This is a genomic window from Kiritimatiellaceae bacterium (assembly GCA_013141415.1).
GTDB lineage: Bacteria > Verrucomicrobiota > Kiritimatiellia > Kiritimatiellales > Tichowtungiaceae > Tichowtungia.
The window spans coordinates 137,899-162,740 of the sequence record JABFQY010000005.1 but is presented as its reverse complement, the minus strand read 5'-3'; the positions used below and the strand labels follow the sequence as shown (position 1 = coordinate 162,740).

General features: G+C 54.6%; 18 protein-coding genes. 6 read left to right on the top strand and 12 right to left on the bottom strand.

The genetic code is table 11. The features are described from left to right. Positions 1-143: 143 nt before the first annotated feature. Complete coding sequence (locus HOO88_07855) at positions 144-494, top strand: RNA-binding protein (protein ID NOU36669.1); 351 nt, start codon at positions 144-146, stop codon at positions 492-494. Between the two features lie 52 nt (positions 495-546). Here HOO88_07855 and HOO88_07850 read toward each other — a convergent pair whose 3' ends face one another. The 3 genes from HOO88_07850 to HOO88_07840 form a co-directional block, all read right to left on the bottom strand. Next, a complete protein-coding gene (locus tag HOO88_07850; GenBank protein ID NOU36668.1) occupies positions 547-1,314 on the bottom strand; it encodes a glycosyltransferase family 2 protein in 768 nt (255 codons plus the stop codon). Beyond that, positions 1,311-2,936: a hypothetical protein gene (locus HOO88_07845; protein ID NOU36667.1), complete on the bottom strand. Its 1,626-nt coding sequence runs from the start codon at positions 2,934-2,936 to the stop codon at positions 1,311-1,313. Before HOO88_07845 ends, HOO88_07850 begins: the two co-directional genes overlap by 4 nt. A gap of 66 nt (positions 2,937-3,002) precedes the next feature. Next, positions 3,003-3,902 carry an EamA family transporter gene (locus HOO88_07840; GenBank protein ID NOU36666.1) on the bottom strand — a complete coding sequence of 300 codons (900 nt, stop codon included), beginning with the start codon at positions 3,900-3,902 and terminating at the stop codon, positions 3,003-3,005. A gap of 152 nt (positions 3,903-4,054) precedes the next feature. Here HOO88_07840 and HOO88_07835 point away from each other — a divergent pair, with 152 nt between their 5' ends. Both HOO88_07835 and HOO88_07830 read left to right on the top strand, forming a co-directional pair. Further along, the gene (locus HOO88_07835; protein ID NOU36665.1) at positions 4,055-4,414 is read left to right on the top strand and encodes an Hpt domain-containing protein; all 360 of its coding nucleotides are present in this window, start codon (positions 4,055-4,057) and stop codon (positions 4,412-4,414) included. Beyond that, positions 4,411-5,169, top strand: a complete 759-nt coding sequence (locus tag HOO88_07830; protein ID NOU36664.1) for a response regulator — start codon at positions 4,411-4,413, stop codon at positions 5,167-5,169. The genes HOO88_07835 and HOO88_07830 overlap by 4 nt, the downstream gene beginning before the upstream one ends. Here the strand turns inward: HOO88_07830 and HOO88_07825 are convergent, their stop codons facing one another. The 4 genes from HOO88_07825 to HOO88_07810 form a co-directional block, all read right to left on the bottom strand. After that, on the bottom strand, positions 5,170-6,942 hold the full coding sequence (locus HOO88_07825) for an ATP-binding cassette domain-containing protein (protein NOU36663.1): 1,773 nt from the start codon (positions 6,940-6,942) through the stop codon (positions 5,170-5,172). It lies immediately after the preceding gene. Positions 6,943-6,988: 46 nt separating this feature from the next. Next, positions 6,989-8,638, bottom strand: coding sequence for a radical SAM protein (locus HOO88_07820; protein ID NOU36662.1), 1,650 nt, complete (start codon positions 8,636-8,638; stop codon positions 6,989-6,991). 147 nt (positions 8,639-8,785) lie between these two features. Then, positions 8,786-9,586 (bottom strand): dihydrodipicolinate synthase family protein, encoded by an 801-nt coding sequence (locus HOO88_07815; GenBank protein ID NOU36661.1) that lies wholly within the window; start codon positions 9,584-9,586, stop codon positions 8,786-8,788. 10 nt (positions 9,587-9,596) lie between these two features. Further along, positions 9,597-10,064 (bottom strand): hypothetical protein, encoded by a 468-nt coding sequence (locus HOO88_07810; GenBank protein ID NOU36660.1) that lies wholly within the window; start codon positions 10,062-10,064, stop codon positions 9,597-9,599. 281 nt (positions 10,065-10,345) lie between these two features. Here HOO88_07810 and HOO88_07805 point away from each other — a divergent pair, with 281 nt between their 5' ends. Together HOO88_07805 and HOO88_07800 are read left to right on the top strand one after the other, a co-directional pair. Beyond that, positions 10,346-11,026 (top strand): class I SAM-dependent methyltransferase, encoded by a 681-nt coding sequence (locus HOO88_07805; protein NOU36659.1) that lies wholly within the window; start codon positions 10,346-10,348, stop codon positions 11,024-11,026. A gap of 100 nt (positions 11,027-11,126) precedes the next feature. Continuing rightward, positions 11,127-12,338: a hypothetical protein gene (locus tag HOO88_07800; protein ID NOU36658.1), complete on the top strand. Its 1,212-nt coding sequence runs from the start codon at positions 11,127-11,129 to the stop codon at positions 12,336-12,338. Positions 12,339-12,395: 57 nt separating this feature from the next. Here the strand turns inward: HOO88_07800 and HOO88_07795 are convergent, their stop codons facing one another. The 5 genes from HOO88_07795 to HOO88_07775 form a co-directional block, all read right to left on the bottom strand. Further along, positions 12,396-12,893, bottom strand: coding sequence for a translation initiation factor IF-3 (locus HOO88_07795; protein ID NOU36657.1), 498 nt, complete (start codon positions 12,891-12,893; stop codon positions 12,396-12,398). A 78-nt stretch (positions 12,894-12,971) separates the two neighbouring features. Continuing rightward, the gene (locus HOO88_07790) at positions 12,972-14,693 is read right to left on the bottom strand and encodes a threonine--tRNA ligase (protein ID NOU36656.1); all 1,722 of its coding nucleotides are present in this window, start codon (positions 14,691-14,693) and stop codon (positions 12,972-12,974) included. 64 nt (positions 14,694-14,757) lie between these two features. Then, entirely contained in the window at positions 14,758-19,206 is a 4,449-nt protein-coding gene (locus HOO88_07785) for a hypothetical protein (protein NOU36655.1), read from the bottom strand. A 149-nt stretch (positions 19,207-19,355) separates the two neighbouring features. Next, positions 19,356-19,976 carry an imidazole glycerol phosphate synthase subunit HisH gene (hisH, locus tag HOO88_07780; GenBank protein ID NOU36654.1) on the bottom strand — a complete coding sequence of 207 codons (621 nt, stop codon included), beginning with the start codon at positions 19,974-19,976 and terminating at the stop codon, positions 19,356-19,358. A gap of 82 nt (positions 19,977-20,058) precedes the next feature. Continuing rightward, positions 20,059-24,513, bottom strand: coding sequence for a hypothetical protein (locus HOO88_07775; GenBank protein ID NOU36653.1), 4,455 nt, complete (start codon positions 24,511-24,513; stop codon positions 20,059-20,061). 56 nt (positions 24,514-24,569) lie between these two features. On the opposite strand from HOO88_07775, the gene HOO88_07770 reads away from it, so the two are divergent. Then, positions 24,570-24,815 (top strand): hypothetical protein, encoded by a 246-nt coding sequence (locus HOO88_07770; protein ID NOU36652.1) that lies wholly within the window; start codon positions 24,570-24,572, stop codon positions 24,813-24,815. The last annotated feature ends 27 nt before the right edge of the window (positions 24,816-24,842 follow it).

Genomic DNA, 24,842 nt, shown 5'->3' with positions numbered 1-24,842 from the left:
AGAGTTTCTTTTTTGAGGGTGATATGTCATCTTCCTGATCGCGTTCGTCCAAAGGGACGTTGCATCGGTTCAGAAGCCCTGTGCCATGGGTCACGAATTGGTTGAAAATAGAGTTGAGTATGGCACATGAGAGGAAAGAACAGATGGACATCTACGTAGGAAATCTGCCGTATTCGGCAACAGACCCTGACCTGCAGGAACTCTTTGAGCAGCACGGCAAGGTCACGTCAGCCCGTGTTATTCTCGACCGTATGTCGGGACGCTCCAAAGGCTTTGGCTTTGTCGAAATGCCGGACCAGAGCGAAGGTGCTGCTGCAATTGAAGCTCTGAACGGTTCAGACTTCATGCAGCGCGCAATCCGCGTTAACGAATCCCAGCCCAAACCGGCTGGCGAACGTCGTAGCAGCGGTGGTGGTGGCGGCGGTTTCGGTGGCGGACGCGGTGGTGACCGTGGCGGCGACCGTGGCGGCGAACGCCGTGAATCACGCTGGTAGTCAGCGATTCACATCGTGAAGACGGCGCACTTTCGAGTGCGCCGTTTTTTTGTCACCCGGAATACCGCAACAACCGTTCGACCAGCCGTCCAAGAACCGGGATCATAAAGCGGAGCGGTGAATAGAACATCCGCAGCCGCACCAGCGCTACGGTCATATTCAGCGACGCCCGTCCAACCTCGACCTTCGAACCGGCCACATCGTGCCAGACCGTTGGAATCTCGCGGATTGATGCACCGAGCCGTTTCGTCTGAAACAGCATATCTACGTCAAAGGCCCAGTTCGTCACTCCTAGATTACGCAGTACCGGCAGAATCACTTCGCGCCGGAACAGTTTGGCTCCGCACTGGGTATCCGTCAGCTTCAAGCCGAACAGAATCCTCACCATCAGATTAAAACCGCGCGAAGCAATGCGGCGCGAAAGCGGCTGTTTCGGACTCATATCCGAGCCCTTCATCCAGCGGGAAGCGATAATACAGCCGTCCAGACTGATCTTCTGTACCAGATCGTCAAATGCTTCGGGCGAAGTTGCGCCGTCGGCATCAACAAATCCAACCAGATCGCCTTCGGCACATTTGGCGCCAAGCAGAACCGCTCCACCCTTACCGACACGATTCGCTTCTTCAATCACCCGCACTTGCGGATAACGCAAACCGATAGTCCGCGCCACGTCGGCGGTGCGGTCGTTGCAGAAATTTGGTACCACGATCAACTCGGCTTCATTGCCATACTTTTCAGAAAAGTAGCTGGCATAAGCCTCCAGCATCGGCGGCAGCCGCTTCTCCTCATTATGTGCCGGAATGACGATGGAGAGCTTCATTTGCGCTCAAAAATATCCAAGACCGTGTGGGCTTGCCCGAAATTCAGGATCTCACTGGTTTTTTTATAGCCCGCTTCCAGGCCGGTTCGCAGTTCGCTCCATTCGCTGAAAGAAAGTTCTTTGATCTCCGGCGAGCGGATCGTCAGCCCATAACCGCTGAAAGCCGCGACCGGCGCACGGGCCCCGGCAAGAATATCCATCAACATTTCTTTATTGAGCAGATTCAGCTTTTCGGCCTGCCTGCGCGGCATGTCGGGAAAATAGGAAAACGGACCCATTTCCATGCCGTGCGGCACGCGGGCGTTCGCTTCAATCGCGAGATAGGTGTCCTGTGTCAGCAGGAGGCCGTCCGGCCCCAGCTTTTCGCGCAACTCCGCGCCGACTTTCCGCAAGGCAGAGAGATCGGGCGTTTCTTTAAACTTCCACCAGATGCGGTCACGTCCGCGAATCATCCACTCCTGATTCAGCGGCGAAGAAAACGAAGCGGCGGTACAGATCAGCAGAACAGCAAAAACCGCCCGAAGCTGCTGCCGTTCCGGACAGTGCGGAACCAGCGTCACCGCCAGCGCGACTGCTAATAATGGATAGATGATTACCTGATAGTCGTCATACGGAAACGGTGCCATAAGATGAACCAGTGTTACCAATACGCCGGAGAACCAGAGCAGAGAGATAAAGCTTCGCTCAAACGGCGAACGCGGAGCGTTGGCTTCGCGCAGAAGTTCGATCAGTTTCGGACGGCTATCCAGCATCATTTCTTCAAACCCGCGTTCACGAATCGGCCAGTGAAGTCTCTTCAGCGCGAAGATCAGCAGGAATCCTGCTGAAAAAACAAAATAGGCCTGCACGAACCGGGAGATAAATCCGGCTTTCAGAGCGAGCAGTTGCATCAAACTTCCGGGCGAACGACCCGCATGATAGCCGAACAGTGCAAATTCGGTGTTCTCCGGAGCCAGCAGGAAAAACATTCCGATTCCGAGCAGCAGGCTCAGGCCGCCGCCGATTCCGAATGCGATCCATGACAGCGGAAAAACTTTCTTACGGTTCCAGATCAGCCAAAGCCCCGCCAGCGGCAGAGCAATTCCTGCGGAAAGACGTGTGCAGGCCGCCAGTGCCAGCAGGGATCCGCCCCAGAATGCCGCACTTGCTCCGCGGCGGCCGTTTGTGTAGCTGAGCGCAACGAATCCGGCTGTCAGAAAGAAGGCGCAGAGTGCATAGGTTTTCACAATCACCGTAAAGTAACTCTGATAAACATTCACACCGGTCAGAATGAAGGCGCACAGCGCGGCGGCCTTCCGGTGTTTAGGAGAAACCGAGCGTGCAGCCAGCCACGCCGCACAGCCGGCGGCGGCCAGACCGAACAGCGCAGTAATCAATCGCCCGCCCGCAACGCCGAATTTTTCAATGATGGGGAAAAGAACGCCGTAGATATAAGGGAGAGCAGACCCTTGCGTGAACATAAAGTCACGGTAGAGAACATGCCCCTGAGTAATCTGCTTCGCGGCATAAAGGTACCAGCCTTCATCCTGATTCAGACTGCCCAGAAAAAGATTGGCCGTGCTTAGCAGGATGCTCAGCCCGACCGCGAGAACGGTGATGGAAACCCATGTGGCTCGTTTCATATTGAAAACGATATTGCCCTGCCGCAACTCGTTTTCCGAATCTTTTTTTCCAAACCGTTGAAAAATTTACGCCAAAACGATCAGAATTACCCCGGCGAGGACGCCAGCCAGCGCCCAGGCTTTGCCACGCCGGTTGACATCACCAAACAAAAACGCGCCGATCGCAAAGGAAATCACCACGCTGCTGCGCCGCAATAGAGAAAGGATGACGATCAGTGCGTCGGGGTTTTTGACGGCGTTAAAATAGACGAAGTCGGCAGAAATCAGCAGCAGTCCGATGAGCATAATGCTCCATCGCCACTCAAACGACGTGTACTCCATGCGGCGCGGCCACCAAAATATGGCGGTGAAAAGGCCGATCAGCATGACATTGTAAAAAGCAAACCAGAACTGGACGAGCATCGGCGTGTAACCGAGCTGTTGAATCAGGTATTTATCGTATAACGTGCTGACACTGCCGATGAGGGTGGCGAGGAAGATATAAAGAATCCATTTGCTGCGGTGAAACACCACGCCTTCTTTCCGGCCGATCAGCGAAAAGGCGTAGTAGGAGCAGAAAATCACCGCAATACCGGCCCATTGCATCGGCAGCGGCCGTTCATGAAACAGCAAAACCGCACCCAGCAGCGTCCAGGCCGGACCGGAGGCGCGGATCGGCGAAAAGAGCGAGATCGGCAGGTGCTTCATGGCAAAGTAAGCAAGTACCCACGAAGTGGAAACAATTCCTGCTTTAAGCAGAATGTGCAGATGTTCGAAAAGCGTGGCGACCGGAACATAACAGTGAATCTGCTGCATCATCTCCGGGGCGAGACGTGAAGCCGTCAGAAAAAATGGCATCGGAAGAAACCCGGCAACCGTGGAAAGAAACAGCACCGGCAATACGGCGTTATGATTCAGTGCGTGCTTTTTGCAAACGTCGTAAAGGCCCAGAAGTACAGATGAAATCAGTCCGAGGTATATCCACATAAAAGGTCCGTAATGCATTTAAAAACAGAAGCCGGACATCGTACGGATTCCAATCCGGCGCACAAGACGAAACCGGACAATCTGCTCCTTTCACTAAATTTCCATTTCTTTCCCGTTGCACTCCGGCAGTAAGACCTTATAGTCCGCAACTGATGAATGTACCCAGCGGCATGGATATGAGTGTTCTGATGGATGCGGCCTGCCAGAATCAGGAACTCGCAGCGGGACTGATGAAGCTCTTTTTCGAGCTGACCGGTCAGGAACAAACGCGCCTTGCCGGAATCATCGAGGAAGGAAACGCCGCCGCCGCTTCTGCTGTTGCCCATAAAATTGCCGGATCCTGCGCATCCTGCGGAATGAGCGGACTGGCCGCCCGCTTCCGCGAACTGGAACATCTCTGCAAAACAGCCATCCCGGGAGATATCAGCGAGCGGTTGCAGACCATTGACCGTGAAATGCATGATATCCGCCTCGGTCTGGAAACGTACTTTAACTGCTCACTCGCGCCATGAAATCGATTCTGCTAATTGACGATGACCAGTTCGTAACCACGCTCTACAAGGCCAAACTTCAGAGCGAAGGGTTCACTGTGGATGCAGCGCACAGCGGAAACGAAGCTCTTGAAAAACTCGGCCAGAACCGCCCGGATGCAATCGTCCTCGACCTGAACATGCCCGGCATCTCCGGCGTGGAACTGCTCAAAGCGATCCGTGACGTTCCGCTCTGGCGGCATATTCCTGTGATCGTCTTTTCCAGCGGATACATCCGGACACTGGTTGACGAGGCCACCAGGCTGGGTGTTTATAAATTTTTCGCCAAAGCGCAGTGTCCGCCCAAAATGCTGATTTCTGAAATCAAAGATCTCCTGAGCCGGGAACCGACCATAGCCTCTTTTCTGGCCGCCGACGCCGCAGCCATACCCGAAGACCTGACCGCCGACGATCTTCCCACCTTGCTGGCGATGTTTACCTCTTCCGAAGACCCCGCCACGCTGCACAGCGTGCTGCAAAAAATCTACAAGGCCTCCCGTTCGCATGTCACCAGAGCGCTGGAAGCGAACGACGGCACAGTACAGGGACAGCTGGGCCACGCGCTCGAAAAACTGATCGAAGACCTCTACGCCCACCCCGAACACGTCACCGAATCAACCAAACAAACGCTGGCCGCCGGTCTTCAAAAACTGGTTCGGGTTGAGGAAGAAAAATCCAAACCGGCACTGGAATCCGAGATGGCATTAAAAGGCCTCCTGCGCTCACTCGAAGAATAATCAACTGGCCTGAAGTTCTTCAATCTCCGCCCAGCGGGCGAAGGCGGCATCCATCTCCACCGAAACAACTCCGGCACGTTCCGTGACGCTTTTAATTTCATCCGCCGGGCGGCGGTAAAAGTCCGGCGCATTCAATTTCTGATTCAGTTCAGCCAGCTCTGCTTCAAGCTGTTCGATCTTTTTCGGCAGGTTCTTCAGGTCTTCGCGCTCTTTATTCGACAGCTTGCGCTTTTGGATTTTCTGTCCCCTGCCCCCTGACTCCTGACTCCTGCCCCCTGACTCCTGTTCCTTAGCCTTTCTCTGATCCAGCCAGTCATCGTAGCCGCCGACATACTCGGCAATCTGTCCGTTGCCTTCGAACACGAGCGTTTCCGTCACCACGTTATTGATGAAAGCGCGGTCATGGCTGACAAGCAGCACCGTGCCCTGATATTCCACCAACAGCTCTTCAAGCAGGTCGAGTGTTTCGACATCAAGGTCATTGGTCGGCTCGTCGAGCACCAGCACATTGGAAGACTGGGCAAAAATTTTCGCCAGCATCAGCCGGTTGCGCTCACCACCGGACAGCGAACCGACCGGCTGGCGGGCATCGGCGGGAGAAAAGAGAAAATTCTGCAGATAGCCAATCACATGCTGACGGCCTGTGCCGGTATTCACATATTCATTGTCGCCGCAAAGATTCCATTTCACGCTCTTCGTTTCATCGAGGGCAATGCGGTGCTGGTCGAAATAGGCAACTTCCAGCTTCGTGCCGTGCCGAATCTCGCCCTGCCGCGGCGCAAGCTGTCCCAGCAAGGCGTTAAGCAGCGTGGACTTCCCGCAGCCGTTCGGGCCGATGATGCCGATACGGTCGCCTCGCAGAATTTCGACAGAAAAATCTTTGATAATGTCCGCGCCGCCGTAGCCGCAGGAAATATTTTTGGCAGTGATCACTTTGCGCCCGGACATCTCTGCTTCGTTCAGCTGGAGCTTAACCGTGCCGGTGCGTTCGCGCCGTTGACCACGTTCTTTCCTCAGCTTTTCCAGCTCACGAACACGCCCTTCGTTGCGCGTCCGGCGGGCCTTGATCCCTTTACGAATCCAAACCTCTTCCTGCGCAAGTTTACGGTCAAACTCGGCTCGCTGCCCTTCTTCGGCTTCGAGCAGTGCCTGACGGCGGGCTAGATAGGTTTCATAGTCGCAGGCCCAGCTGGTCAGGTTCCCTCGATCGAGCTCGACAATCCGCGTCGCCAGTTTTTTCAGAAAGACGCGGTCATGCGTTACAAAAAGTACCGTGCCGCGCCAGCGCAGCAGAAAGTTTTCCAGCCATTGAATGGACTCGATATCGAGATGATTGGTTGGCTCGTCGAGAATCAGTAGATCCGGTTCGTTCACCAGCGCCTTCGCCAGCAGCGCACGGCGGCGCATTCCGCCGGAGAGTGCCGAAAATTCCTGCTCCGGATCGAGCCCCAGCAGCGAGATGGCTTTCTCCACCGGATGATCCAGCGCGTGCTCGTGATTCCAGTCGCTGGAAACCAGATCATAGACTGATCCATGAATATCCTGCGGAACCGTCTGCTGTAACCGGGCGATCTTCACTTCACGCGAACGGACAATTTCGCCTTTGTCCGGCTCCAGTTCGCCGCTGACAATTTTCAGCAGCGTGGATTTCCCCTGCCCGTTGCGTCCGACCAGACAGATGCGCTCGCCCGGCTCGATCTGCAACGTCACGCCGTCGAGCAACGAAGGTCCGCCGAACGCGATATGAAGGTTCTGTAAACTGAGTAATGCCATAAGAGGCGGAGAAGGTATCAGTCCGGCGCGCCGATTCAAACAGCATTTACACAAAATGACGGCCGAGCAATTCTTCGACCTGTTCGCGCCATTCGGCATCATACGTCCGGCCTTTTTTCAGCCGGACAAAAATACGCCGCGAGGCGATCTGTCCGAACAGCTCCGCCGAAGCAAAGCGGTCGAGCAGATGCGGCGGTTGTTTTTTGATGACCGCAATCAGCGCTTCCAGAAACTCAATTGGCTCTTCACGTTCCGGACAAAGTACAAACTGCCAGAGCATATCCGGTTCATCGGTAATTAGCTGTTCGATCATCCGGCAGATTTCCGGCAAGTCGCTTCCGTGAAACGTTACCGCGCGACGGTTTTGTCCGACGCGATCCTGAAACAAACCGCTCAGCCGGTAGCCGGTAAAGCGCGCCGTCACCGGATCGGCCGGCATGTCGGCGCTGTCATGCAACAGAACTTCGATCCGGCGCATATCGTCCTCCGGCATCGTCGAAGTGGAAAACACGCCGTACGGCGGAAGCGTCATCGCCTGCATTCCGTATTGCTCCGCCTGCTCGCGAAGATCGGTACCCGGCAATAAAAGCGTCTGCATACATTGGATGGTGATATTCGGCCCAAGACTGCGCGCCCATTCGATACTGCGGAGCACATCGCCCAGAGTCTGTTCCGGCAGACCGTACATCAGGTCGAGCGTCACCTTGACGCCCGCGCCGGTCAGCAGCCGAATGCCGCGCTCAACTTGCGCGATATTTGCCGGACGGCGGATGGTGCGCAGCACTTTCGGATCGGTACTTTGCACGCCGATCTCCACGTCCAGAAAATTAACCTTCGCCATCAGCGCCGCCTGCTCCGGCGTCAGCGTATCGGCGCGCAGTTCGGCGAAAAATCCCAGCTTCCGGTCGGTGTTGATTTCCGCCAGCCGTTCCAGCAATTGGATAAAGTCGGCGCGGGCGTTAAAGGTCGGATCAACAAAACGGATTTCCCGCGCACCGGCATCGCGCAACTGCTGGACGCGCCGCGCCGCCGCTTCCGCCGGAAGTGCGCGGACGCCTTTCTGCAAATGGTGATAGCGGCAGTAGGTGCAGGTCAGCGGACAGCCGCGCGATGTTTCGATATAAACCGCCGGACGCACCTTAATGCATTCCATCAGTGACGCCACTGGAACCTGCACCGACGCCAGATCGATCTGTGGCGGCGGCTTGCTTCCGCGCTTCCATCCTTTATCCGATGAAATCAGCACGTTGTCATACGCAGGCAATTTACCGGCGCGGATTCCTTTAAGAATCTCTGGGAAAACCGCCTCGCCTTCGCCGGTCACCAGCGCATTAAAAACCGGCTCCTCCAGCAAAAACGGATGGTCTTCCGAAATCTCCGGGCCGCCCGCCATCAGGAAAAGTTCCGGGCGCGCTTCCTTCAACTGCCGGGCGATTCGCAGACTGCGCTCGACGTTCCAGAGACAAAGCGTAAACGCCACGGCATCGACGCCGCTCGCCAGAATCTTTTCGAGCAACTGCGCGTTATCCAGTTCGTCCCACTTCGCCGGAGCCGGAACAACTTCCCAGAACTCACCTTCGGGATGCTGCGACAGCGCGTGCGACAGCCAGAGCGCCGCGAACGGAAAATTTTCATGAGCCGTCGAGGTGTCGTTGTCCAGCAGCGGAAGCTGGAGAAATAAAATCTTCTTTTTCATGTTTTTACCACGAGTCATACGGAATTAGGCTGATGGGTGTGGATTGTAATCTGAAAAAAGATTTTCTACCACCCGCTTCGCTGGAGGAAGTCAGAGGGATTTAGAGTAGAAAGTCGGGGAGTCCTCTGCCTTACTCCGAAGTCTTCTCTAGCGAAGCGGGTGGTGAAAAAATTCCGTACTTAGAGGCGGGCGGACATACGGCGGATAGCCGGGAATGATTTCGGAGAGAGCCTGCTTGATGCGGGCGATGGCGAACGGTCCGTTGGTTCGGGCGTTCACCGCATCCACCGCCGCTTGATTTTCGGGTGTCCTCTCCCGTTCGATTCGAATGTATGGAAGCGGATCAATATTGGCCGAGGCACTGACAAACCCTTTGGCCCCCGCCGCGTACGCAGCGGAGATTTTGCGGTCGCCGCCGACAAAGTAGCGCGGTGTCGCTGGAATGAGGGAGAGGTCGGCGGAAGAATCTTTCATTCCGTAGTGAGGAACCTGCGCCAGAATCTCGGGCGTCAGCGGATTGCCGGTATGCTTTGGAAAGTTATAGAGAATCAACGGAAGCGCGGTGGACTCAGCCAGCACATTAAACCAGCGGGCCAGACCGGCGGCTGGCGCACCGGCTAAATAAAACGGGGGCAACGCGGCGATAAAATCGGCGCCGCTCTCTTCGGCAGTATGAGCGGCTTCCATGCAAGTTGAAAGCACCGGACTGCCGGTGTGGGCAATAACGATTCCGTCCCAGTTTTCGCGGGCGACTTGCAGCAGTTGCAACTGTTCGGCAGGCGTCAGCGAAAAAAACTCGCCGGTCGTGCCGTTCACCAGCAGATTGTGTACGCCGCACTCGGCCAACCAGTCGAGGTGCGCCAGAAACGCGCCGAAATCAATCGCCCCGCTCTCCATAAACGGAGTCGCCACCGGAATCACTAAACCCTTGAGTTCAAAATTGTTCATAGACAAGACATCAGTACCATTCGCCATTCCAACCGGTATACTCTTCGATCCTGATCCGAATATAGTCTTTGAGGCGAGCCAGTGATAATTGAGAGGTGCCATCCGAACCGTGCTGGATAAATAAACGGAGTTCCTGAATCTGCTGCTCAATATTCTGTTGAATGGTGCGCTGAGACGGGCTTGGGTTGTTTAGTGGAGAATTCAGGTACGGATTCCAATCGGTCTCACTTCCTTGGAGTATGTAATACCGGATGTTCTTCTGACGGCAAAGCCACGACATTTTAGCCATGGCGTGGATTGTCATGAACCCTTTGACCTCTACATAAATAGACGCTTGCGGCAGAAAGAAATCGCATTTCGGTTTATGAGAACGCGGTCTCTTCCAAGGCCAATCATCCAATGGTATTTTGTTCTGACACTCGAACTGGATGTCTGCCTTCGCTAGGGCACTTGCAACTTCGTTCTCCAGCTTACTCATTTCATCCCCTACCAAACATTTAATGTGCGTCATAACAAAATTGTCAGGCGCTGAATGGGAGCGAGTCTAGGTTGAGGCGAACTCTTCGTCAAATGGGTTCAGCGACGGTTTGGGGATTCCATCCGGCAACAGAATCCGGAATATCTGGATTTCATAGCCACAAAAAACACAAAAGTTCACGAGAAGAACTGCGGGAAAATATCTCATTTTGTGCATTTTCGTGTTTTTTGTGGCCATTGCTCTTTTGCGTTGTTGTGCGGGCGTGGTAGCTTTTCGTCCTCATGACGAAACAAGAATCTATTTCAGCCTGCCCGCTTTGTGCCAACGGCGCGACGGAGCTGTTTCACCGCGACCGGAAGCGCGAGTACTTCCACTGTCCGCAGTGCGATCTAGTTTTCGTTCCGCCGGAATTTCACCTTTCACCCGAAGCGGAAAAGGCGCGCTATGATTTCCATAGTCAAAGTCTGGCCGATTCCGGCTACCGCGAATTTCTGAACCGGCTGTTCCGCCCCTTCGACGTAGCTCAGGGCAGGCCTTTGCAAAAGAAACTCTCGCCCGGCGCGTGCGGACTCGACTTCGGCTGCGGACAAGAGCCGACGCTTTCGGTGCTGTTCGAAGAAGCCGGTTATGCCTGTGACAACTACGACCTGCACTTCGCCAACGATCCGGCGGTTTTAGAAAAGCAGTACGACTTTCTGACCTGCTCGGAAACGATGGAGCATTTCTGCCGTCCGCGCGAAGAGTTCGAACGGTTCCTGCGGCTGGTGAAGCCCGGCGGCTGGATCGGCATTATGACCCAGCTGCGCGACGATGCCCCGACGTTCGACAAGTGGTTCTACAAAGACGACGCAACGCACGTCTGCTTTTTCTCGCGCCGGAGTTTCCAGTGGTTGAAAAAGCAATACGGCCTGCATCTCGAGTTCCATCCGGATGGCGTTGTCCTGTTCCAGCAAGTGCATTGAGGAATAGTGCGGCGCAGCGCGAGAGCTTGATTTAAACTTCGAAGGCATGTGCGCCGAATTCTGCTGACAGCCCGCCAGAATTTCTCATATCTTGAACCCTATGGATGTTGTTTACCGGATCAATTGCGGAAGCGCGAGTGAGTACACCGATACGGACGGAAACCGCTGGATGGCCGACGGTTTTTTCACCGGAGGGCTGATGGCCGTCCGGGAAGAAACACTGCCCATTCACTGTGCCGATGCGCCGGAAGTCTACCGCAGTGAACACTACGGCATGGAGCGGTACAGTCTTCCGGTTAAAGCCGGAACGTACATCGTCCGCCTCCATTTTGCCGAAACGTACGACTGCAATTATCAGCTGGGCGGGCGCTCTTTCGGAGTGAAGATAAACGGCGCGGAGGTTCTGTCCGATTTTGATCCGTACCGCGCAGCTGGCGGCTTCGCCTGCCCCACAGTCGTTGAATACGCCGGATGCACCGCTACAGACCGGATCGATATCGAGTTCACCATCAACGGCATGATCTCCGGTATCGAGGTATTTTCAACCCGGGAGGGAACGCCGAAAACCATCCGACAGATTACGCCGGTCGCAAATGCTGCCGATTTATTTATCGGCAAGCGGCAGCCGACTTCGCCGGATGCCCGGAAACTGAAAATTCTTTTTATCGGTAACAGCATGACTTTTTTCTGGGCCACCCCCGAGAGCGTACAGGCCATGCTTGAGATCGGAACCTGCGACCTGAGGATCGAACCGCACCGGTCCGTTCATGGCGGAAAAAATCTTGAGTTTCACTACAACCAGACCGATGCGCTTGACCGGATCAAATCCGGCGGATTTGATTTTGTGGTTCTGCAGGAATACGACAAGCAACTGGATGCCGCCGCACAGTTCGTGGAGTATGCCGAAAAATTTGACATTGCGATCAAGGCAGGCGGCGCGAAACCATTGCTTTATGCCCAGCCCGGTCACCGGAGTGCGACCGATACTGAACGGCGCACCTTCATGAAACAATGCACTGGTGTAGGACGGGCAATCGGTGCACCGATTGTTCCGGTGTGCGAAACGCTGCGCCGCTGTTATGAGAAGCGGCCTGACCTGACGTGGCATAATGCCGACACCGTTCACATGGGAATGTACGGCGGGTATGCGGTCGCCTGCACCTTTTACGCCGCGCTGACCGGCGGCGCCAGCTTCCCTCCGCCCGCTGTTCTGGTTCAGCAGGTCGCCATTGATCCGGACATTGCGACATTCATTCAGCGGCGCGCCGTAGAAGCCGTGCGCGAATACACCCGTCCCTTACCTGTCGTATAAGACAAAAAGCCGTTCCGGAAATTTGGAACGGCTTTTTTGTTTTCCGGAGATTGAAAATTATTTTGTCTTTTTCGGGACGATCATCATGAAGATGTTGCGGCCCATCAGGCGCGGAGCCTGTTCGATGGCGGCCATTTCGGCGCAGTCAGCAATGATACGCTTCATCAGCTCGAACCCGAGTTCGCGGTGGGCGTTTTCACGTCCGCGGAACATGAGGGAAACTTTGACACGGTCTCCGCCAGCAATAAATTCATGCGTGTGACGTAGCTTAGTCTGGTAGTCATGGTCGCCGACGTTGACATGGAATTTGACTTCTTTGAGCTTGGCAGCAACCTGCTTCTTCTTCTGCTCTTTTTTCTTTTTCTCCTGCTCAAACTTGAACTTGCCGTGATCCATAATACGGCAGACCGGCGGCTTGCATGTGGCGGAGATTTCTACGAGGTCGAGGCCCGCTTCGTGGGCGCGTACCAGCGCCTGGCGGGTCGGTATGATTCCCATCTGTTCGCCGTTTTCGTCGATACAGCGAATCTCGGGCACACGGATCTGATTGTTCATTCTCGGGCCGAACTCTCTGCGCGGCCGCTCTTTGTAATTCTGATTGCTAATAACTTCCTCCCGGTTGCTTTCTCTAAATCAGGCTCTACTTTGCACAGCCTGTTTAATTTTTCCAACAAAATCAGCCAGAGTCATGACTTCCTGAGCGCCGGTCCGGTCGCGCACCGCCACGGTGCCGCTCTCGATTTCTTTGGCACCCAGCACCAGCATGTACGGCACTTTATCCATTTGCGCATTGCGGATCTTCGCGCCGATCTTGCCGGACTTACGGTCAACTGTTGCGCGAATATCCTGCTGGCGAAGCGCCGCAGCCATTTCGGCGGCAACGACCGTCTGATCTTCTGAAAGGGGGAGGACGCGAACCTGCTCCGGCGCGAGCCAGGCCGGAAAGGCACCGCTGTAGTGCTCAACCAGAATGCCAAAGAAACGCTCAATGCTTCCAAACAGCGCGCGGTGCACCATATAGGGCCGGTGTTTTTCACCGTCTTCGCCGACGTAGCTGAGGTCAAAACGGTCGGGCAGGTTAAAGTCAAACTGGATCGTGCTCATCTGCCATTCGCGGCCAATCGCATCCTTAATCTTCAGGTCAATCTTCGGGCCGTAGAAGGCACCGCCGCCTTCATCCACTTCATAAGGAAGACCCGACGCCTTGAGCGCAGATTCAAGTGAAGCGGTTGCCTGCTCCCAGCGGGCCGGATCGCCAACGGCTTTTTCGGGCCGCGTGGAAAGGTAGGCGGTGATGCTTTCGAAGCCGAAGGTTTTCCAGATGAAGGTTGAGAAGCGGAGCACTTCCTTAATTTCGTCCTCAATCTGATCCGGTGTGCAGAAAATATGCGCATCGTCCTGCGTGAAGCCGCGAACGCGGAGCAAGCCGTGAAGCACACCCGCTTTTTCGTAGCGGTACACGGTGCCCAGCTCGGCCCAGCGTAGCGGCAGATCGCGGTAGGAACGGATGTCGGACTTGTAAATATTGATATGGAACGGACAGTTCATCGGCTTGACGTAATAGTCCGACTTGTCGATTTCCATCGGGGCATACATGCCTTCTTTATAGAAATCGAGGTGGCCGGAGGTCTGCCAGAGGTTGGCCTTGCCGACGTGCGGAGTGTAAAGAAGTTCGTAGCCATTGCGGAAATGCTCCTGCCGCCAGAACTCTTCAATCAGCGAACGGATACGCGCGCCCTTCGGGTGCCAGTGAATCAGCCCCGGGCCGACTTCTTCGTGTACGCTGAACAGATCGAGTTCTTTACCCAGCTTGCGGTGGTCGCGCAGCTTGGCTTCTTCGAGTTGCTTCAGGTAAAGACCGAGCTGCTTGTCGTTGGTGAACGCCGTGCCGTTGATGCGCTGAAGCATCGGGTTGGTTTCTTTGCCGCGATAGTAGGAACCGGCCAGACTCAGCAGTTTGAACGCGCGGATTTTTCCGGTGCTTTCGACATGCGGGCCGCGACAAAGGTCGAAGAACGTTCCGCATTTGTAAAAGCTGATCGCGTCGCCTTCGGGAATATCGGCCAGTCGTTCGAGTTTGTATTTCTGACCGGCCAGCATCTTCACGGCTTCGGCGCGGCTGACTTCAATCCGCTCAAACGGCAGGTCTTCAGCGACGATCTTCGCCATCTCCGCTTCAATCGCCGAAAAATCTTCTGGCGTCAGGCGCTGGGTCAAATCGAAGTCGTAGTAGAAGCCGTCGTCGGTCGAAGGACCGATGTCGAGGTGAACGTTTTCGTAAAGCCGACAAACAGCGGCGGCCATAACATGGGCCGTGCTGTGCCGAAGCGTTTCAAGTTGAAGGTCGTTTTTCATAAATAAGGCGCAAACTGTACCTTTGCAACCATGGTGTGTCAATCAGACGACACGCAGGCAAAGATTATTCTGCCAGATGCACATCAATCTTATAAAATCCGGCCGACCAGTTGCTGTGGCCGATGTCATTGAAAATTCCTGATGCCGGCAGGTTGCTTTCCAGCAGCTGGAATCCGCTGAGCAGGTTGCTGGTCCAGTAAATAGTATAAACCCGGCCGGAAACCGCATTCCACCCAAGTTCATTCCGGCGCCCGGAAAGTTTAAACAGGGCTGACGGATCGGTGGGATTGAGTCCGGCGAGATAAGCCTCGTACACGGTGTTAAAGCCGTTGGCCGCCATCGCATTCGGGTCGGCGCCAACAAAGCTTCCGTAATACTGATTTTCAAACCAGTCCGGCAGGCCGTCGCCATCCATGTCCACCGGCAGCATTCCCTCTTCCGCCACGATCCCTTTGATTTCCAAATCCAGAGTGTCAGCATTCGCACCCAGCCGACCGATTCCTCCAGCGGTACCGGCACTGGTGTCCGACCAAATGTAATAACGGAATTCGACTGCATTCCTGATGTCCTGCAGTCCGGCGAATCCCATAAGACTGCTCTGAAGCTCCGTGCCAGTTGTCGAGCCGATCAACTGGTTTGTCGGAGTCAGGTTAACCGTATTGTAGCTGGCAAATCCGTTTGTACTCCAGCGGAGCTGGATTTTGTAGGGACTTGCTGACGGCCCGAAGGCTCCAAGCCGGATAGACATCAGTCTCATTGCATGTCCATTCGTCGGAGCTACCGTCCAGGTCAGATAATCGCCCAGATCCAAATTTGTCGAATTGATGTTTACGACCGCATAGCCATCGTCGTTGTAATAGCTATTGACGCTTGTTTTGCATCCGGGACCATTCGTCAGTGAGGACATCAGTATGAATGGATGCCGTACCGTGGCATTAGGGTTTTGATATGGAAGATTGGTCGATAGATCGAGCCGATTGATGAACTCCCAGCCAAGCAAAGTGAGACCATGATAAAAATTGATCGCCGCGCTACAGGAAGCGGAAACATCATTTCCGTTTCCGGTATCCTGCGCCTGCGCCGCGCCGGACGGAACGCTAAGCGTCACAGTTCCCGGCGAAAGCATTCCGCTGACAACCACTTCGTAAAGAGTTCCCAGACTGGAAGAAATCTCGTTGATACTGACCGTCTGCGGAGACGCGGTGCCGCCAACAATCACATCGTTCGTACTGTTAAATCCAGTCACCGGACGGTCGAAAAGCACGGAGAAACGGACTTCATTCGCAACGCTTCCGTCCTGAGGATCGGTCTGGGTTGATGCCCGGACAACTGTTACCTGCGGATTAGCTGGCAGCGTATCCGCTGTGCCGCCTTCAAATACATAGAGAAAAACCCCGCCCACCGGCAGTCCATTGGTCGTTCCGCCGGTACTGGCATTCACCGTGAAGTCCTTCGAGAACGCCGCTGTGCTGACCGACTGCGTGACGATCTGAAAATTTTCTTGATCCACATTGGTCAGACGCGGGTCGCCGGAAATTTTATACAGGGTGATCGAACTTGGATTGCTGAACGGCAGATGAACTGTCGCCGGAGTGGTTCCGTCACCAAAATCGTACCCGCTGTGCACCCCGTCCACTTTCTTATTGATCAGCAGCACCGCATAGCGACTGCCGTTTCGGAATGCATAGACCGATGCCAGGCTCATGTCCGGCTTCACCAGCGTCTCTCCGTCCTGTAAATAGGAGAGATCAAACGACGGCACGCTCAGCGGAGCGGTCAGCAGCATGGAGGACGGACTTTTGACGTAGTTGTTAATCAGCGTCAGGCCGAGAAAGGCTGGATGCGGGCGGTAACCGTTCCATATGTAGGTATGCGATCCCCAAAGTCCGGCATCCTGATTGAAGCAGAAAAAAGACGTCTCCTGAAGATTCCGGTAAGCGCCGTATAAAAAGTAGTCGAGCGTCCCGATGCCGGCGGCCAGTGTGCGCCCGTAGCGTCTGGAGATTTCCTGTTCCTCTGCTGTCAGGGTAACATTATTCAGTCCGTTCATCAGATAACTCGGCCCGCCTTCGTAAACCAGCCAATCGAACGGACGTCCCTCCGCCGCCATCGCCGCCTGTAATGAAACATAATTACTGATTGAAGAAGATCCGGAACGGTCGAGGAAAACCGGCCACTGCTGTACGCCATCATCGCTCCAGGTGGTTCCGCCAATCTGTCCCTCCTGCCCTTTTTCCCATCCGCCCAGATACATCGTCACTGAAACGTCTTTTGCTCGCGGACATGCGCGGCGGGCTTCCGCCGTGAATTGGTTTGTCGCCATTGCGCCAGCCCAAGCTACAACTACCGGACGAATCTTATCTGTCATGTATGGAGAATTCGTCCAAACATAGTCCCAGATGTAATTGCAGAAGCGTCCGTAGGTACGGCCGGATTCACCGGAAAATCCTCCGCGGAAACCGAAGAAATAACCGGTGTTCCAAGGCTCGTTACCCATTTCGATGACAATTTTACGGAACTCAGTGGTCCACGGCGTCGTAACGCCGCCACGCTGTGAAATTCGCAAATCGCCGTAAGGCGTTCCCGACGGGCCGGCGAGGTATTCCACCAGCTTGGCATAATCGGTTTCTGTCCATTCCAAACTGGCGATGATCCATGGAACTGTTCGCGCGGTTGCGTTCGTTCCGGTTGCCAGCGCTATGGCCAATGCGTCGTGGATGTGCAAGGGATCTGTTTTATCGGCACCCCCAGTATTCCCCCATCCTCTTTGAGACATCACCGCCGGGTTCATAATGTGGTCGAAGGATTGGGTGTTGTAGCGCACCCGTAGCACCCCTTTATTCGTGGCACTGGCCGAACCGACGTAGTTTTTCCACAAATCCAAAACGCTCTGGGAATAATGGCACGGGCCGGCCGGATCGTTCACGTTATAGACTACTGCATTATCGACATACACTGTGCCCGGCCCTTTAAACCAGAAGTTCGGCCCGAAAGCCGATCCAGTAGCATAAACCCAGTTCGTCACAGTGAAATCAGCCGAAAGCTTTGTCCAGACTCCGTTGACAACACCGGTCACCGTTTGATCCGTGTAATTGTTATATTTAAACTGCACTGTGTTGTTGGTCATGCCTTCCCCGTACACCCAGCATTCCATCCGGTAGGTCTGCCCCGGAGTAAACTGATTTACACTCCAGAAATCATTCGACACTCCGGCAACTTTATAAATGAATATCCCGAACACCTCATTTGTGCTGGTGGAAAGCTTCAAACACCCTTCGCCGGAATCTTTAAATTGCGCGGGAATCGTACCGGGATGCGGCACAATCTGCTGCACGGCACCACTTCCTTTCAGATTCCACGTTGATGCCGTCCCAAGATACTGCACAGTCCGCAGACTGCTGGCTTCTTTCGGCGGAGCCTCCAGCCACTCTTTATCCACAAACAACATGTCGTTCGACATGGGAACTGCACCGGTTGTGCCCAGATAAATCCGTTCCATTTGTGATGCAGCCGGAACGCGGGAACGGAAAACCTGATAGTCTGTAATATCGCCCGCCGACGGCGCATCCCAACTGATATGAACAAAGCCGTTATTCGCCGCCACCGTCACATTCGTCGGAGCAGCCGGTGCGTTTGTCGAACTGGAGGGCGGATCAGGCCAGAACATTCTAAAGGTTCTCTGGTGTGTCAGGCTTGTATTGTCTGTCACCCGCGCAACAAAAGAGACCGCATCGGTTGTCGAACAGGTTCCATAAACCTTTCCGTCGCTGCTCAAACTCATACCGGACGGCAGAGCGCCGGAAGGAACCGTCCAGCTCAGCGGGGGCGTGCCGCCAACCGCCGACAGGGTCGCAAACGGCTTGGTTATCAAGTACACCGTACCCACCGCCGGGTTCGCCACGGAAGAGGTTTTGATGCGCGGCCCGTTCGTAATCGATGACAAAGGAGTCACTCCGCCGATCGGGGCGGAAAACTCCGACCACTTCCCGCTGACGTTGCGTGCTTTGACGGCGTAATACCACGTCTCTCCATTTTGAATCAGGTAGTCATCCGTGGTTTCTGTGTTGGGTGCATAGGCACTTACAGCAGTCCCCCCGCTACCCACCTGCATATATTTCGATGCAATATAGCCGCCCGCAGGAATCGTCCCTTCTGCAATTTTTTCAATCCGGCCCAGCACATGGTTTTCGCGATACAGACGATAGGTCCCCCCATCATAAAAACCGGAACTCAGGGAGTCGAAGTCGCTGGTTTTGCAGTCCGCATAATTTCCGGTTGCATCGCTGCCACCGCTGCTGAGCTCCCAGTATCCCCTCGCAGTCAGCGGCTCAAAACCGGGATTATCCGTCCAGTTGTTAATCCGTTGCGGATGACTGAACTCCGCCCCAAACCCAACCGTATTCGTACGCACAACGGTCTGACCAATCACAAAATCAGCAGGTCGGGTTATCTCATCGGAAAACCCGACCAGCCCGCCAGCCAAGACGATTGAATATAAACTGATTCCGCGCATTATCTTCACCTTACAACTCGAGGGCTCTCGACCTGAATTCTGTCCGGCACCTCTCCACCGCTAATGTAACACGAAAACCATATTCCAGAAAGTGATGAACTGCGCATTCACATGCGCAAATCTGCCGCACGCCGAAACTCGGGATTCCCTTAGCCGCATTGCGCGCCGAAGTTTTTGAGCATTTGCAGGCCGACGGCCTGACTCTTTTCCGGATGGAACTGAACGGCAAAAACGTTGTCTTTCAAAACCGCCGAGCAGTATTTCATCCCGTAATCGGTTTCTCCGGCGACAATGTCGGCGTCTTCCGGCGCGACATAGAACGAGTGGACAAAATAAAAGTAAGCGCCAGTGTCCACGCCCGCAAACATCGGGCAGTCCGGCTTTTTCTGGTTCACCGCGTTCCAACCGATCTGAGGGATCTTGAGCTCCGGCGAAATCCGGAAGCGTTTAACGCTTCCTTTAAAAATTTCGAGTCCGGCCACGTCCGGAGTTTCTTCCGAGGTTTGGAAAAGCGCCTGCAGACCGAGGCAGATACCCATGAACGGATTTCCGCCGGAAACCCATTTTTGAATCGGCGCAACAAAGCCGTGCTCCGTGAGGTGAGCCATGCAGTCGCCAAACGCCCCGACGCCGGGAAGGATAATGGCACGGCAGGAATCCATCTGACCGGGCGCAGAGATGATTTCCGCGTCCAGCCCCAAAAATTTACAGGCATTGGAAACACTGCCCAGATTGCCCATTCCGTAATCTATAATGCCGATTTTTCTCATAGAGAGTTTTTAACCGCGAACGATTGCCAATGTACACGAAAAATCGGCGGTAAATCTTCCGGGGTGTTTAGATTCGAAACTGTCACGGTGCTAGATGCACATCAATTTTATAGAATCCGGCAGGCCAGTTGCTGTGGACGATGTCGTTAAAAATTCCTGATGCGGTCAGGTTGCTTCCCAACAGCTGGAATCCGCTGAGCAGGTTGCTGGTCCAGTAAATAGTATAAACTCGGCCGGAAACCGCATTCCACCCAAGTTCATTCCGGCGCCCGGAAAGTTTAAACAGGGCGTCCGGATCGGTGGGGTTGATCCCGACCAGATAGGCTTCATATACGGTATTAAAGCCATTGGAGGTGATTGCGGACGGATTGGCGTTGGTAAAGCCGCCATAGTACTGATTTTCAAACCAGTCCGGCAGGCCGTCATTGTCGAGATCGACCGGAAGCTGCCCTTCCGGGGCCACGAAGCCGACGATCTCTAAATCCACTGTGTCTGCATTCGCGCCCAGCCGGCCGATCCCGGCGGCAACAGAGGCGTTCCAAATATAATAGCGGAATTCAACGGCACGACTGATGTTCTGCAACTCCGTAAATCCTTTAAGATCCCCTGTAAGTTCCGTGCCGGTTCCTTCATGGTAACCTGCGCCGACCAGCTGGTTTGTCGGCGCCAGACTGACTGTATTGTAGCTGGCAAACCCGTTCGTGCTCCAGCGAAGCTGGGCATTATAAGCATTACTCACGATATAACCGAAAGCCCCTAACCGAATCGAAATCAGTTTCATCGCATAGCCATTCGTCGGAGTCACCGTCCAGGTCAGATAATCGCCCAAATCCAGATTGGTTGATGTGACATTTCCGATCGCGTAGCCGTCGCCATTATAATAGTTGTTGGCGCTCGTTTTGCATCCGGGACCATTTGTTAGCGAGGACAGCAACATGAACGAGTGCCGCACCGTCGCATTGGGATTCTGATTCGTCGAATTGGGCAAGTTGATAAATTCCCAACCCAGCAAAGTCAGCCCGCGGTAAAAACTAATCGCCGCACTACAGGAAGCGGAACCCTCATTTCCGTTTCCGGTATCCTGCGCCTGCGCCGCGCCTGCCGGAACACTGAGGGTTACAGTTCCCGGCGCAAGCATCCCGCTGACAACCACCTCGTAGAGAGTTCCCAGACTGGAAGCGATTTCGCTGATACCGACCGTCTGCGGAGACGCTGTGCCGCCGATGATCACATCGTTCGTGCTGTTAAATCCAGTCACCGGACGGTCGAAAATCACAGAGAAACGAACTTCGTTTGCAACGCTTCCATCCTGCGGATCGTTCTGGGTCGAAGCACGGGTAACAGTCACTTGGGGATTAGCTGGCAGCGTATCCGCTGTGCCGCCTTCAAACACATAAAGAAAAATGCCGCCCACCGGCAACCCGTTGGTCGTTCCGCCGGTATTCATATTCACCGTGAAGTCCTGCGAGAACGCCGCCGTACTGACCGACTGCGTCACGATTTGGAAGTTGTCCTGATCCACATTGGTCAGACGCGGGTCGCCGGAAATTTTATACAGGGTGATCGAACTTGGATTGCTGAAAGGCAGATGAACTGTCGCCGGAGTGGTTCCGTCGCCGAAGTCATAGCCGCTATGCACTCCATCCACCTTTTTATTCAGCAGAAGTACGGCGTAGCGATTGCCGTCACGGAACGCATAGACCGACGCCAGGCTCATGCCGGGCTTCGTCTGAGTCACTCCGTCCTGTAAATACGAAAGATCAAACGACGGCACGTTAAGCGGCGCGGTCAGCAGCATGGAGGACGGACTTTTGACGTAGTTGTTAATCAGCGTCAGGCCGAGAAAGGCTGGATGCGGGCGGTAGCCGTTCCATATGTAGGTATGCGATCCCCAAAGCCCGGCGTCCTGAGTAAACGAGAAAAAGGATGTTTCATGAAGATTCCGGTACGCGCCGTACAGAAAATAGTCGAGCGTCCCGATGCCGGCGGCCAGCGTACGCCCGTAGCGTCTGGATGTTTCCTGTTCTTCTGCGGTCAACGTCACATTGTTCAGTCCGTTCATCAGATAACTCGGCCCGGCTTCATAAACCATCCACTCAAACGGAAGCCCTTCGGCGGCCATCAGAGTCTGAAACGCAACAGCATTGCTGATTACCCCGATTCCGGAACGGTCGACAAAAATCGGCCATTGCTGTACGCCGTCATCGCTCCACGTTGTCCCGCCAATCTGCCCGTCCTGCCCCTTTTCCCAGCCGCCCAGATACATCGTCATGGCCATATTTTTGGCACGCGGGCATTCACGACGGGCGTTGGCTGAAAATCCGTCGGTTTCGAGTGACGTTGTCCACGTTCCGATCGTCGGCTTAAGCTTATCCGTCATGTACGGAGAATTCGTCCAGACGTAATCCCAGATATAATTACAGAAACGGCCATAGGTACGACCGGACTCTCCTGTGAACCCGCCCCGGAATCCAAAGAAATAACCGGTATTCCACGGCTCGTTACCCATCTCGATAATGATTTTTCTGAACTCATCGATCCACGGCGTCGTAACGCCGCCGCGTTGTGCGATGCGCAGATCACCGTACGGCGTTCCCGCCGGGCCGGCGAGATATTCCGCCAGACGTACATAGTCAGCTTCGCTCCATTCCAGACTGGCGATAATCCACGGAACTGACCGTGTAACTGCGTTCGTTCCGGTTGCCAGCGCGATCGCCAACGCATCGTGGATGTGCAACGCGTCTCCCTTGGAGGCGCCTTTCGTATTATCCCAGCCGCGCTCGCTCATCACCGCCGGATTCATAATGTGGTCGAAGGATTCGGTGTTATAGCGCACCCGTAGCACCCCTTTGTTTGTGGCGGCGGCCTGACCGACATAGTCCTTCCACAAATCCAAAACGCTCTGGGAATAATGGCACGGACCCGCCGGATCGTTCACGTTATAGACCACCACATTATCAAGGTACACAGACCCCGGCCCTTGAAAACGGAAGTACGGTCCAAAAACTGATCCGGCTTTGGTCACCCAGTTGGTCGCTGTAAAGTTAACCGAAAGCTTCGTCCACGCCCCGTTGACAATGCCGGTGACTGCTTGATCGGTGTAGCTGCCATAGCTGAACCGGAGCGAAGCATTGGTTAATCCCTCTCCGTAAACCCAGCATTCCATCCGGTACGTCTGGCCCGGTGTAAACTGAGCGGTACTCCATGAGCCGCCGTTTGTACTCGCCGTCTTATATTGCCAAATCCCGAAGAGCTCGTTGGTGGAAGTCGTCACTTTCAAGCATCCTGCCCCCGGATATTCGTTTGTGAACTGTGCCGGAAGTGTGCCGGGATGATTCGTAAACACCATGCTCACTTTATTGCCGTAAGGACTCCACTTTGTTGTTCCCTGATATTGAACAATCCGGAGACTGCTCAACTCAGGTGCCGGAGCATCCTGCCACTCCTTTTCTACAAACAGCAAATCGCCCGACACCGGAACGACGGCTCCGGAAGCATCTAAATAAATCCGTTCCGTTTGCGATGTAACCGGAACACGCGAGCGGTAAATCTGATAGTCTGTAATATCGCTCTCTGCCGGAGTATCCCAGCGGATGTAAACAAATCCGTCACGGGCCTCCGTCACCACATTCGTCGGCGCGGCTGGCGCGGCCCCGTCACCGGCAGGATCCGGCCAAAACATTCTGAACGTTCTTTCGTGTGTCCGGCTTTCGCCATCCGTCACCCGCACAACAAACGAAACCGGATTAGTCGTCGAACAGGTTCCAAAAATTTTCCCGGCGCTACTCAAGCTCATCCCATCCGGCAACACACCGGAAACAAGCGTCCAGCTCAGCGGAAGGGTTCCGCCCAATGCTGATAAAGTTTCAAACGGCTTGGACTCGGCATACACGGTTCCAACTTTCGGATCCGCTACCGTTTGCGTCGCAATGCGCGGTCCGTTCGTAATTCCCGCCTGCGGGGTCACCCCGGCAACGGCCGCCGAAAAATCGGACCAGTTCCCGTTTATGTCGTGCGCCTTTACGGCGTAATACCACGTCTCTCCATTTTGAATCAGATAATTATCTGCGACATCTGTATTAGGCGCATACGTCTTTATGCTTTCGCCGGCGCTCCCGACCGTCATATATCCGTCTGCAAGAAACCCTCCCGCAGGAACAGTCCCCTCCGCAATTTTTTCAATCCGGCCTAAAGTATAATTTTCGCGGTACAGACGATAATGGGCTCCGTCATAAAAACCGGAACACAAAGAATCGGACTTGCGCGTGTTGCAATCCGCATAACTGCCGATTGCGTTGGTACCGCCGCCGCTGATCTCCCAATATTCCCGCGCAACAAGCGGTTCCATTCCGGGGTTATCCGTCCAGTTATTAATCGTTTGCGGATGGCTTATTTCTGCGCCAAACCCAACCGTGTTTGTACGCACAACCGTCTGCCCAATCACAAATTCAGCAGGCCGCGCTGGATCAGCCGCCATGCCATTCAAGCCGCACATCAGAACCGCGCTGACACCCGCTATTTTTAGCTTGTTTCCCATAAGAATCATCTAACCCCCGCTCTCTTTACGTATAGTATATTTCGCCGGAAAAAGCCATGCATTTACCCTGCCTCAATTCGAAAGGTCTGCCCCGACACAACAGCCCAGTTTCTGCCAAACCTCAGGAGTCTGAAACGCCGCAGGAAAACATGATGTTTGGCTTTGCCAGACCGGCGGGAAGGCGTATGGTGTCTGACCATTTTAACCCGCTTATTGCCGAAACAATAAGCGCCTTGGCAATTGTGGTAGTTGCCAAGGTTTCGGCGCGGCGCGATGCGCCTGGCTCAAGGTTGACCCTTTGACGCGCCGTAAGGTTATCCTGAGCGAGC